This window comes from Pantoea sp. Pa-EAmG (assembly GCF_030024295.1).
Classification (GTDB): Bacteria; Pseudomonadota; Gammaproteobacteria; order Enterobacterales; family Enterobacteriaceae; genus Pantoea; species Pantoea dispersa.
In genome coordinates this window covers 1-16307 of record NZ_JASEWO010000106.1, presented here as the reverse complement: position 1 = coordinate 16307, position 16307 = coordinate 1, and the positions used below count along the sequence as shown (strand labels likewise).

General features: G+C 58.6%; 14 protein-coding genes. 13 read left to right on the top strand and 1 reads right to left on the bottom strand.

Features of this window, described 5'->3' with window-relative positions:
• From flhC to QMM04_RS14465, 13 genes are all read left to right on the top strand, one after another.
• A partial coding sequence (flhC, locus tag QMM04_RS14525; protein ID WP_282996417.1) for a flagellar transcriptional regulator FlhC occupies positions 1 to 485 on the top strand: 485 nt, incomplete at its 5' end.
• A 133-nt stretch (positions 486 to 618) separates the two neighbouring features.
• Positions 619 to 1506: a flagellar motor stator protein MotA gene (gene motA / locus QMM04_RS14520; protein WP_021506281.1), complete on the top strand. Its 888-nt coding sequence runs from the start codon at positions 619 to 621 to the stop codon at positions 1504 to 1506.
• Positions 1503 to 2534, top strand: a complete 1032-nt coding sequence (motB, locus tag QMM04_RS14515) for a flagellar motor protein MotB (RefSeq protein WP_021506280.1) — start codon at positions 1503 to 1505, stop codon at positions 2532 to 2534. Before motA ends, motB begins: the two co-directional genes overlap by 4 nt.
• A gap of 10 nt (positions 2535 to 2544) precedes the next feature.
• On the top strand, positions 2545 to 4536 hold the full coding sequence (gene cheA / locus QMM04_RS14510) for a chemotaxis protein CheA (protein ID WP_181444757.1): 1992 nt from the start codon (positions 2545 to 2547) through the stop codon (positions 4534 to 4536).
• 22 nt (positions 4537 to 4558) lie between these two features.
• Entirely contained in the window at positions 4559 to 5056 is a 498-nt protein-coding gene (cheW, locus tag QMM04_RS14505; RefSeq protein WP_021506278.1) for a chemotaxis protein CheW, read from the top strand.
• 172 nt (positions 5057 to 5228) lie between these two features.
• Entirely contained in the window at positions 5229 to 6902 is a 1674-nt protein-coding gene (locus QMM04_RS14500) for a methyl-accepting chemotaxis protein (protein WP_282996416.1), read from the top strand.
• 172 nt (positions 6903 to 7074) lie between these two features.
• On the top strand, positions 7075 to 8736 hold the full coding sequence (locus QMM04_RS14495) for a methyl-accepting chemotaxis protein (protein ID WP_282996415.1): 1662 nt from the start codon (positions 7075 to 7077) through the stop codon (positions 8734 to 8736).
• 153 nt (positions 8737 to 8889) lie between these two features.
• A complete protein-coding gene (locus tag QMM04_RS14490; RefSeq protein WP_058769680.1) occupies positions 8890 to 10569 on the top strand; it encodes a methyl-accepting chemotaxis protein in 1680 nt (559 codons plus the stop codon).
• A gap of 104 nt (positions 10570 to 10673) precedes the next feature.
• Complete coding sequence (gene cheR / locus QMM04_RS14485) at positions 10674 to 11549, top strand: protein-glutamate O-methyltransferase CheR (protein ID WP_031279190.1); 876 nt, start codon at positions 10674 to 10676, stop codon at positions 11547 to 11549.
• The gene (locus QMM04_RS14480; RefSeq protein ID WP_282996414.1) at positions 11546 to 12595 is read left to right on the top strand and encodes a chemotaxis response regulator protein-glutamate methylesterase; all 1050 of its coding nucleotides are present in this window, start codon (positions 11546 to 11548) and stop codon (positions 12593 to 12595) included. Before cheR ends, QMM04_RS14480 begins: the two co-directional genes overlap by 4 nt.
• A 39-nt stretch (positions 12596 to 12634) precedes the next feature.
• Complete coding sequence (gene cheY, locus QMM04_RS14475; protein ID WP_007892562.1) at positions 12635 to 13024, top strand: chemotaxis response regulator CheY; 390 nt, start codon at positions 12635 to 12637, stop codon at positions 13022 to 13024.
• Positions 13025 to 13033: 9 nt separating this feature from the next.
• On the top strand, positions 13034 to 13675 hold the full coding sequence (gene cheZ, locus QMM04_RS14470) for a protein phosphatase CheZ (protein WP_282996413.1): 642 nt from the start codon (positions 13034 to 13036) through the stop codon (positions 13673 to 13675).
• Positions 13676 to 13895: 220 nt separating this feature from the next.
• A complete protein-coding gene (locus tag QMM04_RS14465) occupies positions 13896 to 15335 on the top strand; it encodes a YchO/YchP family invasin (protein ID WP_282996412.1) in 1440 nt (479 codons plus the stop codon).
• Positions 15336 to 15428: 93 nt separating this feature from the next.
• Here the strand turns inward: QMM04_RS14465 and QMM04_RS14460 are convergent.
• On the bottom strand, positions 15429 to 16307 hold an 879-nt coding region (locus tag QMM04_RS14460), incomplete at its 5' end, for a porin (protein ID WP_282996411.1).

Genomic DNA, 16307 nt, shown 5'->3' with positions numbered 1-16307 from the left:
AAACCCAGCTGAGCCGTGGTCGCCTGATTAAACTGTACAAAGAGCTGCGTGGTGCACCACCACCGAAAGGCATGCTGCCATTCTCTACCGACTGGTTCATGACCTGGGAACAAAATATTCATGCGTCGATGTTCTGCAACGCCTGGCAGTTTCTGCTGAAAACCCGGCTGAGCAGTGGCGTAGAGGCGGTTATCAAAGCGTATCGCCTGTATCTTGAGCAGTGTCCGCAATCGGACGAGGGCCCGCTGTTGGCGCTGACCCGCGCCTGGACCCTGGTGCGATTTGTTGAAAGTGGCATGCTGGAATTGTCTGACTGTAAATGCTGTGGCGGAAGCTTCATCAACCACGCGCATCAGCCGCCGGGCAGCTTTGTTTGCAGCCTGTGCCAGCCGCCATCACGTGCCGTAAAAAGACGTAAACTTTCTGCAGATTCTGCCGATACCTTTCCACAACTGCTGGATGAACAGGTTAAACGCGCCGTTTAAGTTTGTTCGCATCGTGGAAAACATCCAGCAGCGGCTTAGTCCGCTGCTTTTTTTTTGCCCACGATTTACGAATAACACCTGCGGCTCTCTGGCTTAACTTCTACCAACACGTTACGGACGTAAGGATGTTTTTGTGCTGATTATTGTGGGTTATATCGTAGTCCTCGGTTCCGTGCTGGGCGGTTACATGATGGTAGGCGGCCATCTGGGCGCGCTTTACCAGCCGTCGGAGTTGCTGATTATTGGCGGCGCCGGCATTGGTGCGTTTCTGGTGGGCAACAACGGCAAATCGATTAAAAAGACGCTAAAAGCGCTGCCTTTGTTAATGCGCGGCTCAAAATATAACAAAGCCGTATACATGGATTTAATGGCGCTGCTGTATCGCCTGATGGCGAAATCACGTCAGCAGGGCATGCTGTCGCTGGAACGCGATATTGAAGATCCCAGCCAGAGCGAAATTTTCGCTAACTATCCGCGTATTTTGTCCGATAAACCTTTAGTGGATTTTATTACCGACTATTTACGTCTGATGGTGAGCGGAAATATGAATGCTTTCGAGATCGAAGCCCTGATGGATGAAGAGATCGAAACCTATGAACACGAGTGCGAAGTACCAGCACAAAGCTTAGCGGCAGTCGGTGATGGCCTGCCGGCGTTTGGTATCGTCGCCGCGGTAATGGGCGTGGTGCACGCGCTGGCCTCCGCGGACCGCCCGGCGGCAGAACTGGGCGCGCTGATTGCGCACGCCATGGTGGGAACCTTCCTCGGTATTCTGCTGGCTTACGGCTTCATTTCGCCGCTGGCATCCGTGCTGCGCCAGAAGTGCGCGGAAACCACCAAGATGATGCAGTGCGTCAAAGTCACGCTGCTCTCCAGCCTGAACGGTTATGCGCCGCAGATCGCCGTCGAGTTTGGGCGTAAAACCCTGTATTCCACCGAGCGTCCGTCCTTTACCGAGCTGGAAGAGCACGTGCGTAACGCGAAAAACCCGGCTAAGCAGACTTCGGATACGCCTTCATGAAGCACGGTAATCGCCCGATTGTGCTGGTCAAACGGCGCAAACATAAAAAGCATGAAGGCAGCCATGGCTCATGGAAGATTGCCTATGCCGACTTTATGACGGCGATGATGGCGTTCTTCATGGTGATGTGGCTGATCTCGATCGCCAATCCGCAGGAGCTGGTGCAGATTGCCGAATATTTTAAAACACCGCTCAAGGTCGCCCTGACCGGCGGTCAGCGTAGCAGCGACAGCGAAAGTCCGATTCCCGGCGGCGGCGATGATCCGACGCAGAAGAAAGGCGAAGTACAAAAACAGGTCGATATGGATGCGCAAAAGCGCCAGCTCGATGACATTCGCCTGAACCGGCTGCGTGAAAAACTTGACCAGCTGATTGAGGCCGATCCGCGCCTGAAAGCGCTGCGTCCGCATCTGATCATCAACATGGTGGAAGAGGGGCTGCGCATTCAGATTATCGATAGCCAGAACCGCCCGATGTTTAAAACCGGCAGCGCGGAAGTGGAGCCGTACATGCGCGATATCCTGCGCGCCATAGCGCCGCTGCTGAATGATATTCCTAACAAAATCAGTTTGTCCGGTCATACCGATGACTTCCAGTACGCCAGCGGCGATCGCGGCTACAGCAACTGGGAACTGTCGGCGGATCGTGCCAATGCCTCACGCCGTGAGCTGGTGGCGGGCGGACTGGACGGCGGCAAAATGCTGCGCGTGGTCGGCATGGCCGACACCATGAAACTGAAAAACCGCGGCGCCAACGACGCGGTGAACCGTCGTATCAGCCTGCTGGTGTTGAACCATGACACCGAAGCGGCGATTGAAAAAGAGAATGCCGAGAGCGATGCCGTTCAGGTGAGTGACCCGGCGCAGATTTTACCTAGCATTACCGCACCGGCTGGTCCGGCGGCGCCAACTGCCCCCACGGGTTCTACCGCAGCACCGGCCACACCGGCAGCCGCGGCGAATCCGCCGGCAGCGGCACCGCCCGCCGCCAGCGCGGTGACACCAGACCAACCCTCACAGCCGAGGTGATCCCGTGAGCATGGACATCAGCGATTTTTACCAGACGTTTTTTGATGAAGCCGATGAGCTGTTAGCGGATATGGAGCAACACCTGTTGGGATTGGATCCCCAGGAGCCCGATTCCGAGCAGTTGAATGCCATCTTCCGCGCCGCCCACTCCATTAAGGGCGGAGCCGGTACGTTTGGCTTTACGGTTTTACAGGAAACCACCCACATCCTGGAAAACATTCTGGATGGTGCGCGCCGTGGCGAAATGCAGCTCAGCACCGACATCATCAACCTGTTTTTGGAAACCAAAGATATTATGCAGGAACAGCTCGATGCCTATAAAACCGCGCAGGAGCCAAACGCAGAAAGCTTTAACTACATCTGTGAAGCCCTGCGCCAGCTGGCGCTGGAAGCCAAAGGAATAGCCCCGCAAGCCGCCGCACCGGTGGTGGCGCTCGCCGACGTGGCAGCACCTGCCGCGCCCGCCAGCAGCGGCCTGCGCCTGCAGCTGATCAATCTGAAAGAGAAAGAGCCGGATCTGCTGCTGGAAGAGCTGGGCAACCTCGGCACCCTGACCGATGTGGTGAAAGGCGCCAGCTCGCTGGAAGCCACCATCGACGGTGTCGGTAAAGACGATATCGTGGCGGTGCTGTGTTTCGTGATTGATGAAGCGCAGATTCAGTTCCCGCAGGACGCCGCACCCGCCGCCGTTGCCGCCGCGCCAGTCGCTGAGGCCGAAGCCGAAGCGCCAGTGCAGCAAACGGCGACCGTCACCGACATTACCCCGGCGGTGAAGCGTGAGAGCAAGCGTGCTGCCGCGCCCGCCAAAAGCAGCGAATCCAGCAGTATTCGCGTGGCGGTGGAAAAAGTTGACCAGCTGATCAACCTGGTCGGCGAGCTGGTGATTACCCAGTCGATGCTGGCGCAGCGCTCCGGTGCGCTGGATCCGGTGGCACATGGTGACCTGCTCAACAGCATGGGTCAGCTGGAGCGTAACGCCCGCGACCTGCAGGAATCGGTGATGTCGATTCGTATGATGCCGATGGAGTACGTGTTCAGCCGCTTCCCGCGTCTGGTGCGCGATCTGGCCAGCAAGCTGGGCAAAGAGGTTGAACTGACGCTGCTCGGCAGCTCAACCGAACTGGATAAGAGCCTGATTGAACGCATCATCGATCCGTTAACGCACCTGGTGCGTAACAGCCTCGACCACGGCATCGAAACGCCGGAAAAACGGCTGGCCGCCAGCAAAACGGCGGTCGGCAATCTGACGCTGTCAGCGGAACACCAGGGCGGCAACATCTGCATCGAAGTGATCGATGACGGTGCCGGCCTCAACCGTGAACGTATCCTGGCGAAAGCGCTCTCGTCCGGCCTGCCGGTCAGCGACAGCATGAGCGATGAAGAAGTCGGCATGCTGATCTTCGCGCCAGGCTTCTCGACCGCCGAGCAGGTGACCGACGTATCAGGTCGCGGCGTCGGCATGGACGTGGTGAAACGTAATATCCAGGAGATGGGCGGTCACGTCGAAATCTCCTCGAAGCAGGGCAAAGGCACCACCATTCGCATTCTGCTGCCGCTGACGCTGGCGATCCTCGACGGGATGTCGGTGCGCGTGGCAGACGAAGTGTTCATCCTGCCGCTGAACGCGGTGATGGAGTCACTGCAGCCGACGGCTGAAGAGCTGAAACCGCTGGCCGGTGGCGAGCGCGTACTGGAAGTGCGCGGCGAGTACCTGCCGCTGGTTGAGCTGTGGAACGTGTTTGACGTGCAGAACGCCAAAACCGACGCCACGCAGGGCATCGTGGTGATCCTGCAGAGCGCAGGACGTCGCTATGCGCTGCTGGTCGATCAGCTGATTGGTCAGCATCAGGTGGTGGTGAAGAACCTGGAAAGCAACTACCGCAAAGTGCCGGGCATTTCCGCCGCCACCATCCTCGGCGATGGCAGCGTTGCGCTGATTGTCGACGTATCGGCACTGCAATCATTGAACCGTGAGAAGCGTGTGGCCGGTGCCGCAGCGTAACAGATAACGAAAGGGTAAAAAAATGACTGACATGGCAACCGTGACGAAAATCGCCGGCGAAACCGTCGGCCAGGAGTTCCTGGTTTTCACCCTCGGTGACGAAGAGTACGGCATCGATATCCTTAAAGTGCAGGAGATTCGTGGTTACGATCAGGTAACGCGTATCGCTAACACGCCGGAGTTCATCAAGGGCGTGACTAACCTGCGTGGTGTGATTGTGCCGATTATCGATCTGCGCGTGAAGTTCTCGCAGCCGGACGTGGAGTACAACGAAAACACCGTGGTGATCGTGCTGAATCTTGAGCATCGCGTGGTCGGCATCGTGGTGGATGGCGTGTCTGACGTGCTGTCGCTGACGCAGGATCAGATCCGTCCGGCACCGGAATTTGCCGTCACCATGTCGACCGAGTACCTCACCGGTCTTGGCGCGCTGGGCGAGCGCATGCTGATTCTGGTCGACATCGAAAAACTGCTGAGCAGTGAAGAGATGGCGCTGGTGGATACGCTGCGTAGCGCATAATCGTTCGCAGAGAGTCACGGGTCGCTGATGCGGCCCGTGACTATTACATCCTTTATTAAACCGTTATAAATCAATAACAAAGCCCACAAATATTTCCTGCCCTCGCTCAATATTCCCGCCGCCAGGTCGATAACTGTATTGCACGATTTTTCTTCATTTCCCAGGGCAAACTATGTTTACGAAAATCCGCGTTGTGACCAGCCTGTTGCTGGTGTTGTTGGTGTTTGGCGTACTGCAGCTGGCTTCCGGCTCGCTGTTTTTTAAAGCGCTGAGTGACGACAAAAAAAGTTTCAATACCTCTCAGCTGGCGAGCAAAAACATTGCCGCCATTAATGATGCTTACATGAGCCTTAACCAAAGCCGCGTGATCCTGACGCGCATCCAGCTGCGTATTGCCACCAGTAAACTGACCGGCACCGAAGCTGACATCGGTACGCTGTTCGGGCAGAGCAGGACGTTCCAGCAGGCGGCGCAGGATAACTTCACGCTGTTTAAAAACACGCTGGACACGCCGGGCCAGAACCTGCAGCTCAATCAGCAGCTGGAACAGACCTATAAAGCTTACGCCAGCGCACTGGCTGAGATGCAGCAGGTACTGCAGCACAACGATACCACCGCAGCCGGCAAAGTACCGGTGGCCCCGACGCAAAGTGGCTTTCTGGAAAACTACACCCAGTGGCGTGCCGATCAGGATCGTCTGACGGCGGCCGGCGTGGCGGCGAACAGCGCCGCTTACGAGCACATGATGTGGCTGCTGGGGCTGGTACTGGCGCTGGTGGTGGGCGTGATCGTGCTGTGCTGGTTCGGCCTGCGTAAGGTACTGATTAAGCCCCTTAACGACAGCATCCAGCACATTGAACACATTGCGCAGGGCGATTTAACCCAGACCATCACCGTCGAAGGACGTAATGAAATGAGCCAGCTGGCGAGCAAGCTGCAGGAGATGCAGCAGGCGCTGGTGCGCACCGTCAGCAACGTACGCGACGGCTCGGACGCCATTTTTACCGGGGCCAGCGAAATCTCCGCCGGCAATAACGATCTTTCGGCGCGTACCGAGCAGCAGGCGGCGTCGCTGGAGCAGACCGCGGCCAGCATGGAGCAGCTCACCGCCACGGTGAAGCAGAACGCCGAGAACGCGCGGCAGGCCTCGCAGCTGGCGCTCAGTGCATCGGAAACCGCGCAGAAAGGCGGAGAAGTGGTGGAAGGCGTGGTGCGCACCATGCACGATATCGCCGGCAGTTCGAAGAAGATTGCCGACATTACCAGCGTGATTGACGGTATCGCTTTCCAGACCAACATCCTCGCGCTCAACGCCGCAGTCGAAGCGGCGCGCGCCGGGGAACAGGGCCGTGGCTTCGCGGTGGTGGCCGGTGAAGTGCGCAACCTTGCCCAGCGCAGCGCGCAGGCGGCGAAGGAGATCAAAGGGCTGATTGAAGACTCGGTGCGTCGCGTTGACAGCGGCTCACAGCTGGTCGGCACGGCGGGCAATACCATGGGCGAAATCGTCAATGCGGTGACGCGCGTCACCGACATCATGGGCGAGATCGCCTCGGCCTCGGACGAGCAGAGTCGCGGTATCGATCAGGTCGGTCAGGCGGTAACCGAGATGGATCGCGTGACGCAGCAGAACGCCTCGCTGGTGGAAGAGTCGGCGGCGGCGGCGGCCTCGCTGGAGGAGCAGGCCAGCCGCCTCAGCCAGTCGGTGGCGGTGTTCCGCATTCCACGTGGCGCTCAGCCTGCCAGCAGCACGGGCGTGCGCCATCCGCAGATCGCCCCGCCGCAGGCCAGTGCGCCACGCAAAGCGCTGACCGCGCCGGTCAGCGACGCCAACTGGGAAACGTTCTAAGCTGGAACGGGAGCGGACAACGCGCCGCTCCCGCATCAGCTGCTTTCTTTACTTATAAAACGCTGTAAAAAAGCTTTAATTCAGCATTATCCCTCGTAAAGTCCGGTAAACCCTCTCAAATATTCAGCGCAGCGGTCGATAAACAGGGCGTAACCCCCTTTTTGGAGACACCATGTTAAAACGAATCAACGTCGTCACCAGCCTGATCGCCGTCCTGCTGGTGTTCGGTGCTATGCAATTACTGTCCGGCGGGCTGTTCTGGTCGGCATTACAAAAAGATAAAGAGGCGTTTGCTGTGGCACAAACGTCAAGTAATAACGTCGCTGCCATGTCCGATGCCTGGATTGAACTCAATCAAACCCGTACCGTGCTCAACCGCGCCATGCTGCGCATGCAGGGCAGCATGGCATCACAGACCAACGGCGGTCAGCTTAATGCACTGATCGCGCAGACGGAGAAACAGCTCGACACCGCGGCCGGCCACTATCAGCGTTATTACGATTTGCCCGCGACGCCAGGACTGTCTGATGCGCTGCGCGACCGGCTGGAAGCGGATTATGCCGCGTTCAATAACGGCCTGAAGGCGATGCTGGCCCGGCTGAAAGCCAACGATCTGCAGGGCATGTTTGATCAGAACATTGAAGCCAAACAGGTCAAAATGAAAGCCACCTATGAAGAGTGGCGCAGCGCGCAGAGTGCTTTAGCCGCTGAGGGCGTGGCGCAGAACCAGCGTGCCTTCCACACCATGATGTGGCTGCTGGCGATTGTCGCCGTGATGGTGATCGCGGTAATTGTCGCCTGCTGGTTTGGCCTGCGCACGGTGCTGATTCAGCCGCTGCATCAGTTGCTCGGCCACATTCGCCATATCGCCGCAGGCGATCTGACGCAGACCATCACCGTTGAAGGGCGTAACGAAATGAGCCAGCTGGCCAGCAGTCTGCATGAAATGCAGCAGTCGCTGGTGCACACCGTCGGCAACGTACGCGACGGTTCGGACGCCATCTTTACCGGCGCCAGCGAAATTTCCGCCGGCAACAACGATCTCTCGGCGCGTACCGAACAGCAGGCGGCGTCGCTGGAGCAGACCGCGGCCAGCATGGAGCAGCTCACCGCCACGGTGAAGCAGAACGCCGAGAATGCCCGGCAGGCCTCGCAGCTGGCGCTCAGCGCGTCGGAGACCGCACGCAAAGGTGGCGACGTGGTCGAAGGCGTGGTGCGCACCATGCATGACATCGCCGGCAGTTCGAAGAAGATCGCGGATATCACCAGCGTGATCGACGGGATTGCCTTCCAGACCAACATCCTCGCGCTTAACGCGGCGGTCGAAGCGGCGCGCGCCGGTGAGCAGGGCCGTGGTTTTGCCGTGGTAGCGGGCGAGGTGCGCAACCTGGCGCAGCGCAGCGCGCAGGCGGCGAAGGAGATCAAAGGACTGATTGACGATTCGGTCAGCCGGGTTAACGCCGGTTCGCAGCTGGTCGGCACCGCAGGTGACACCATGCAGGATATCGTCGGCGCAGTAACGCGCGTGACGGACATCATGGGCGAGATCGCTTCGGCCTCGGATGAGCAGAGCCGCGGCATCGACCAGGTGGGCCAGGCGGTGACCGAGATGGACCGCGTCACGCAGCAGAACGCCTCGCTGGTAGAAGAGTCGGCCGCCGCCGCGGCCTCGCTGGAGGAGCAGGCCAGCCGCCTGAGCCAGTCGGTGGCGGTGTTCCGCATTCCGCGCGCGTCGGCTGCGGTCCCTGTGCGTCCCCCGCTGGCCACGACACCGCCGGCGGTGCGTAAAGCCGCTGCGGCCCCGGTGAGTGACGGAAACTGGGAAACGTTTTAATCACTGCCTGAATCGTCCCCTCTCCCGCCGCGGGAGAGGGTCACGTGGCTGGCCCTTCCCCGGTTTGCTGCTGGTCTTACCCCTTTCACCTCACATAAAGATCCGCGCCTGCGCGCCGATAACACCAGCGATCCGCCAATTAATGAGGTGTTTATGTTTAGTCGTGTTCGAGTGGTATCCGGCCTGCTGTGCGTGCTGGCGTTATTTGCCTTACTGCAGCTGTTTTCCGGAGGAATGTTTTTTTCAACGGTGAAAGCCGATAAAGATAATTTTGCGTACAACCAACGTCTTAGCACCCTGCAGCGGGCGATGGGCACCTCATGGGTTTCGCTGGTACAGGCGCGTAATACGCTGAACCGTGCCGGTATCCGCTATCTGCTGGACAGTCAGCAGGCCGGCTCCGGTGCCACGGTAAAAGATCTGGTGGCGCTGGCCAATACGGAGCTGAAAACCGCCGATCAGAGCTTTGCCGAGTTCAACGCTAACCTGTCGGAAAAGGGCAAAAGCGCGGAGAACGTGCTGACGCTGCAGGCCAACTACAACGCGTTTCGCGGGGCGCTGGCCGAGCTGATTGATTTTCTCAGTGCCGGTAACTTTAAAGGCTTTGTCGATCAGCCAACGCAGGGTTTTCAGGACAAATTTGAAAAGGATTACAACGCCTGGCTCGCCTACAACATCGTGCTGGCAAAACAGGGCATTGACGCCAACGAGAGCGCTTACCAACACGCGATTATGCTGGTGGTCGGTACGCTGCTGGTGACGCTGCTGGTGATTGCGCTGGTGTGGAGCGGTATGCGTACGGCGCTGATCCGTCCGCTGCAGCAGAGCATTGAGCACATCCGCCATATTGCGCGCGGCGATCTGACCCAGCCGGTCGATCTCAGCGTGCGCAACGAAATGGGCGACCTGCTCAGTTCGCTGCAGCACATGCAGCAGGAGCTGGCGCGCACCGTACGTATCGTGCGCGACGGCTCGGACGCCATCTACACAGGCGCCAGCGAAATCGCCATGGGCAACAACGATCTCTCTTCGCGTACCGAACAGCAGGCCGCATCGCTGGAGCAGACCGCGGCCAGCATGGAGCAGTTGACCGCCACCGTGAAGCAGAACGCGGAAAACGCCCGTCAGGCGTCGCAGCTGGCGCTGAACGCGTCCGAAACGGCGCAGCAGGGCGGCAAAGTGGTCGATGGCGTGGTCAGTACCATGAAGGACATCGCCGGCAGCTCGAAGAAGATTGCCGATATCACCAGCGTGATTGACGGTATCGCCTTCCAGACCAATATCCTCGCGCTGAACGCCGCGGTGGAAGCGGCACGCGCCGGTGAGCAGGGGCGTGGTTTCGCTGTGGTCGCGGGCGAGGTGCGCAGTCTGGCCCAGCGCAGCGCGCAGGCGGCGAAGGAGATCAAAGGCCTGATTGAAGATTCGGTCAGCCGCGTCAATACCGGTTCGGTGCTGGTAGAGAGTGCGGGCGAAACCATGAGCGAGATCGTCAACGCGGTGACCCGCGTGACCGACATCATGGGCGAAATCGCCTCGGCTTCCGATGAGCAGAGCCGCGGTATCGACCAGGTTGGCCTGGCGGTGAACGAGATGGACCGCGTCACCCAGCAGAACGCCGCGCTGGTGGAAGAGTCCGCGACGGCGGCAGCGGCGCTGGAAGATCAGGCCAGCCGACTGAAACAGTCGGTGGCGGTGTTCAATATTGGTAAAGAATTTGTCGCCCAGGCCGTTAACGTAACTACAGCGCCAAAAATTGCGCGTCCGTCTGCACCGCAGGCGCTGGCGCAAGCGGCAGGAGCTCGTGGCGCTGACGATAACTGGGAAACCTTTTAACCCTTGTGGCCGCCGCAGGGCGGCCCGTGTGAATGGTGTGCACTGGCAGCATAGTAGCAACCGCAGTATCACAATTTAATCAGTTTGTTGCCGGGTGACCCGAAATGAAGAAATCGACGTTATTGGATCAAAATGAAGCCACGACGCTGCTCTCACAAATGGTGCAGCGCCTGCCGCTTTCCGATACACATTTTCGTCGTATCAGCCAGCTGATCTATCAGCGCGCGGGTATCGTGCTGGCCGACCACAAACGCGAGATGGTGTACAACCGTCTGGTACGTCGGCTGCGCATGCTGAATATTGATGATTTTGGTCGCTATCTGGCGCTGCTGGAGCAGGACCCGAACAGTGCCGAGTGGCAGGCGTTTATTAACGCACTGACCACCAACCTGACCTCATTTTTCCGTGAGGCGCACCACTTCCCGATTCTGGCAGAGCATGCGCGCAAACGCAGCGGCAACTACAGCGTGTGGAGCACCGCCGCTTCAACCGGTGAAGAGCCGTACTCGATTGCCATGACGCTGGCAGAAACGCTGGGCACCGGACCGGGGAAATTTTCCGTCCACGCCAGTGATATTGATACCCAGGTGCTGGAGAAAGCGGTAGCGGGCGTTTATCGCCAGGAGGAGCTGCGCACCTTATCGCAGTCGCAGCTGCAGCGCTTCTTCCTGCGCGGCACCGGCCCGCACGCCGGCATGGTGCGCGTGCGCAGCGAGCTGGCCAACATGGTGAACTATGCGCAGCTCAATTTACTGGCGCACGACTGGGCGTTGCCGGGGCCGTTCGACGCGATTTTCTGTCGTAACGTGATGATCTATTTCGATAAAGAGACGCAGGAACAAATTCTGCGCCGTTTTGTCCCCCTGCTGAAGCCGGGCGGTCTGCTGTTTGCCGGGCATTCGGAAAACTTCAGTCAGATCAGTAAAGAGTTCTGGCTGCGTGGACAGACTGTCTATGGGCTGACCAAGGAAAGACGATGAGCAAAATCACCGTGATGTGCGTGGATGATTCCGCGCTGATGCGCCAGTTGATGACGGAGATCATCAACAGCCATCCCGATATGGAGATGGTCGCGACGGCGCCGGACCCGCTGGTAGCGCGGGATTTGATCAAACAGTACAACCCGCAGGTGCTGACGCTGGATGTCGAAATGCCGCGTATGGATGGCCTCGACTTCCTCGAAAAACTGATGCGCCTGCGGCCGATGCCGGTGGTGATGGTTTCGTCGCTGACCGGTAAAGGATCGGAAGTGACGCTGCGTGCGCTGGAGTTAGGCGCGGTAGATTTCGTCACCAAGCCGCAGCTCGGCATCCGTGAAGGCATGCTGGCCTACAGCCAGATGATTGCCGACAAGATTCGCGGCGCCGCGCGCGCCAAACTGCATGCGCGTGCCGCCACGCCGCAGCCGGTGATGCTGAAAGCGGGACCGCTGCTGAGCAGTGAAAAGCTGATTGCTATCGGCTCTTCAACCGGCGGCACCGAGGCGATTCGCCATGTGCTGCAGCCGCTGCCGGCCACCAGTCCGGCGCTGCTGATTACGCAGCATATGCCGCCCGGTTTTACCCGCTCGTTTGCCGAGCGGCTGAACAAGCTGTGCCAGATTACCGTGAAAGAGGCGGAAGACGGCGAGCGTATTTTGCCCGGTCACGCCTATATCGCGCCGGGCGCGATGCACATGGAGCTGGCGCGCAGCGGTGCCAACTACGTGGTGAAACTGAACGACGGACCGCCGGTGAACCGCCATAAACCGTCGGTGGACGTCCTGTTCCGCTCGGTTGCGGTCAACGCCGGGCGAAATGCAGTGGGGGTCATTCTGACCGGCATGGGCAACGACGGCGCGGCCGGGATGCTGGAAATGCACCGCGCCGGCGCGTGGACCATCGCCCAGGATGAAGCCAGCTGTGTGGTATTTGGTATGCCGCGCGAAGCGATAGCGATGGGCGGCACCAGTGAAGTGGTCGATCTGGGCCACATCAGCCAGCATATGCTGGCCAAAATTAGCGCCGGACAGGCATTGCGAATTTAACGAGCCGGTCCTGCCGGACAAGACAACACAGGAGTAGATATGGCTGATAAAAATATGCGCTTTTTGGTGGTGGACGATTTCAATACGATGCGTCGTATCGTCCGTAACCTGCTGAAAGAGCTGGGATTCAATAACGTTGAAGAAGCAGAGGACGGTGTAGATGCACTGACTAAACTGCGTGCTGGCGGCTTTGATTTTGTCGTCTCTGACTGGAATATGCCAAACATGGATGGTCTGGAACTGCTGCAGACGATTCGTGCCGATGCCGCACTGAGCAAACTGCCGGTGCTGATGGTGACGGCAGAAGCGAAGAAAGAGAACATCATCGCAGCCGCACAAGCCGGTGCCAGCGGATACGTCGTGAAGCCATTTACTGCGGCAACACTCGAAGAGAAATTGGGCAAAATTTTCGAAAAACTGGGTATGTAAGGAGATGTGATGAGCGACCTTCCGAAACCAACCGAAGAAGCCTCGGCACACGACATTATTGCCCGTATCGGCTCGCTGACGCGCATGTTGCGTGACAGCCTGCGCGAATTGGGGTTAGACCAGGCGATTGCCGAAGCGGCGGAAGCGATTCCGGACGCGCGGGACCGTCTGGATTACGTGGTGCAAATGACGGCGCAAGCAGCAGAACGTGCGCTGAACTGCGTAGAAGCTGCGCAGCCACACCAGGACCAAATGGAATCCAGCGCCAACCAGCTGAAAGGCCGTTGGGATGCGTGGTTTGAAAATCCGATTGAACTGACTGATGCGCGTGAGTTGGTTTCGGATACGCGTCAATTTTTGACCGACGTACCGGGGCACACGTCTTATACCAACAAGCAATTGTTGGAAATCATGATGGCGCAGGATTTCCAGGACCTGACCGGTCAGGTAATCAAGCGCATGATGGATGTGATCCAGGAGATCGAACGCCAGCTGCTGATGGTACTGCTGGAGAACATGCCGGAAGCCAATGCGGCGGCACGTAAAGAGGGCAACAGCCTGCTGAACGGTCCGCAGATCCATGCTAACGCGCCAGGTGTGGTATCCAGCCAGGACCAGGTTGACGACCTGCTGGACAGTTTAGGTTTTTAATTCTGATCGGGTGTTCAACCCGCATCCGAACCCTCTCCCGCCCGGGAGAGGGGACCGCACGACGCGGTTTCCCGTCTGCTCGCCTGTCATGCCCTTAGGTGGCGTAAAATCTGAAACATAGCAAGACAAGTCCTACGTTGGCGCGAGGATATGTTAAGGTAATCTCGTACAGTTTTGTGAGCTACTTCAAATTCTAAACTGAAACGACTACTCTTTTGCTATGCTGCCATTGGTTCTGACCCGCAAAATTTTCGCTGCTGTAACTTTAGGGGCCCCTGTACTGGCGGCCGTTGCGCCTGCGCAGGCCTTCACCGACAACAGCGACGTCTCCGCAACACCGTTTGCCGATCCGGCACGTTTCCAGAAAATCGCTGATGGATTACCGGCGCTGGGCTATCAGGACGATACGTCGGCGTTCAGTAAAAAGCTGGCGGGCATTGCCAAAAGCATCGGCGAGGCCAGCCAGAAGAGCGACAGCGATACCACGCTGGGTCAGCAGGCCGGAATCTGGGCGTTTAACCATTTTCGTGATGAGGTTGCCACCCGGGTGGCGGATGAAGGGCAGTCGCTGCTGTCGCCTTATGGCCAGGCACAGATCGATCTCAACGTCGATATGGAGGGCAACTTCAGCGGCAGCGGGGCTTCGCTGCTGACGCCATGGGCCGATCGCTACAATTACCTCACGTTCAGCCAGCTGGGCGTGCACCAGACCGATGACGGGCTGGTGGGCAATGCCGGGCTGGGACAGCGCTGGGTGGCCGGCAGCTGGCTGCTGGGCTATAACGGCTTCGTTGATCGGCTGTTTGACAGCGGCTTGCAGCGCGCTTCGCTGGGCACCGAGGCCTGGAGCGACTACCTGCGCTTATCCGCCAACTACTACACGCCGCTGTCCGGCTGGCGCAATCGCAACCCGTTCCAGCAGCAGCGGCTGGCGCGCGGGTATGATGTCACCACCCAGGGCTATCTGCCGTTTTACCGCCAGCTGGGCGTGTCGGTCAGCTGGCAGCAGTATCTCGGCAACAATGTCGATCTGTTTAATTCCGGCAACAGCTACCACAATCCTTCAGCGCTGACGCTGGGCGTCTCCTACACGCCAGTGCCGCTGGTCACCGTATCGGCCAGCCACAAAACCAGTAATGAAGGCGAGAGCCAGGATCAGCTCGGCTTACGTCTTAATTACCGCTTTGGCGTGGCGCTCAGTCAGCAGCTCAATCCGGATAACGTCGCCGCCGCGCGTTCGCTGCGCGGTAGTCGCTATGATTTGGTCACGCGCAGCAATACGCCGGTGCTGGAGTTCCGCCAGCGTAAAACCCTGTCGGTATTCCTCGCCACGCCGCCGTGGCAGCTCAATGCGGGCGAGAGTTTGCCGCTGAAACTGCAGATCCGCAGTGCTCATCCAATCAGTAAAGTCAGCTGGCAGGGCGATACGCAGGCGCTGAGCCTGACGCCGGGTGCCGATCCCAACGATCCACAGGGCTGGAGTATCATTATGCCGGCGTGGGATGCGTCGCCTCAGGCGAACAACAGTTATCGCCTGTCGGTGACGCTGGAGGACAGCAAGCAAAATCGCGTGACTTCCAACTGGATTACGCTGCAGGTGCAGCCGCCGGTGATGCTGGATCAGGGGGATGAAAACCGCTTCGACCTGCTGGCGCCATAATCAGCGCGGCACCTAAGAAAAAGGGCAGCCGGAGCTGCCCTTTGCTGCATCCTCAGCCGACACTTGCCGGGATGCCATGAGGGTAAATCATCATCAGAACTGGTACACCAGACCGACCGCGGTAATATCGTCGGTTTTCAGGCGCAGCGCGTTGTCATCTTTCAGCAAGTTGATGCGGTATTCGCTGTAGACCGACATGTTCTTGTTGAAGTAGTAGGTGGCACCCACGGACGCGTATTTGAACAGCCAGGCGTCGCCGACGTTTTCAATATTTTTGCCCTTTGAGCTCACGTAGCCCAGCGACGGACGGAAACCGTTCAGGAACTGATACTGCGCCACGGCTTCAAAATTCACCGCTTTGTTGGCGAACCCGCTGTTACCGATTGGCGTAGCGTTGTGGGATTCGCCGTAGATGGTCGCCAGATAGAGCTGGTTAGCATCATATTTCACCCCGGTTTCCCAGTGTTCGGCTTTATCACCTCTGCCGTAGGTGGCAAGGTTTTGCGCGCTGACGCGATTGAGGCTGGCATAGGCGGCAACCGCGCTCAGGCCAAAGTCGGTGTCATACGAGGTGGAAAGGGCGAAACCATCACCGTTGGAGCGGCGTACCGCCAGGTTTGGCGTTGCCGCGCTGTCGCTGCGCTCGTTCTTGCCTTCGTACTGCGCTGCGACGTTCCAGCCTTTAACCAGACCGAAGAAATCTTTGTTACGCCAGGTCAGCACGCCGGTGGAGCGACCGGACAGGAAAGCATCGACATAACCGGAATCACCGCCGAAGAAAGGCAGCATATCGGTATAGCCCAGCACGTCATAAATCAGACCATAGTTACGGCCATAGTCAATCGAACCAAACTGCGCGAACTTCAGACCCGCATAGCCGAGGCGGGTTTTGTTACCGGCCTGCGCATCGGCACCTTCCGTGTTACGCAGGCTGAACTGCGATTGCCAGAAACCGTAGCCGGTCAGCTGATC